1 protein-coding gene is annotated in these 655 nt (G+C 72.2%); it reads left to right on the top strand.

Annotated elements, in window-relative coordinates:
- Positions 1-127 precede the first annotated feature (127 nt).
- The coding region (locus tag KUM32_RS39460; protein WP_217146560.1) for an acyl-CoA thioesterase II at positions 128-655 on the top strand (528 nt) is incomplete at its 3' end.

Consider the following 655-nt stretch of genomic DNA (forward strand, 5'->3'; position numbering starts at 1 on the left):
TCTGACGAGGAGGGCCGCGCCGTGATCCGCGTGACCGACGTGGGGGCGCTGTAGCCTCCCAGACGCCGCCCGCGCCAGGTCGTGGCCGGGCGGCGTCTCGCGGCATGCCAGCAAAGGAGCACCACCGATGCCCAACCCCGCCGAGCGCCTGGTCGACCTACTCGACCTGGAGCGGATCGAGACCAACATCTTCCGGGGACGCAGCCCCGACGAGTCGCTGCAGCGGGTGTTCGGCGGGCAGGTCGCCGGCCAGGCCCTGGTGGCGGCGGGGCGGACCACGGACGGCAAGCGCCCGGTGCACTCGCTGCACGCGTACTTCCTGCGGCCCGGCACGCCCGGGGTGCCCATCGTGTACCAGGTGGAGCGCGTGCGCGACGGTCGGTCCTTCACGACGCGCCGGGTGGTAGCCGTCCAGCAGGGGCGGACGATCTTCAACTTGACGGCCTCCTTCCATCAGCCGGAGCCGGGGTTCGAGCATCAGGTGCCTATGCCGGACGTGCCCGAGCCTGAGTCGCTGCCCAGGCTCGGTGACGCCATCCGCGAGCGCCTGGGTGAGCTGCCCGAGGCGCTACGGCGCATGGAACAGCGGCAGGCGTTCGACATCCGCTACGTCGAGCCGCTGCGCTGGACCGCCGAGGAGCTTGCCGGTGCGGAG

Source organism: Streptomyces sp. AC627_RSS907 (assembly GCF_019049165.1).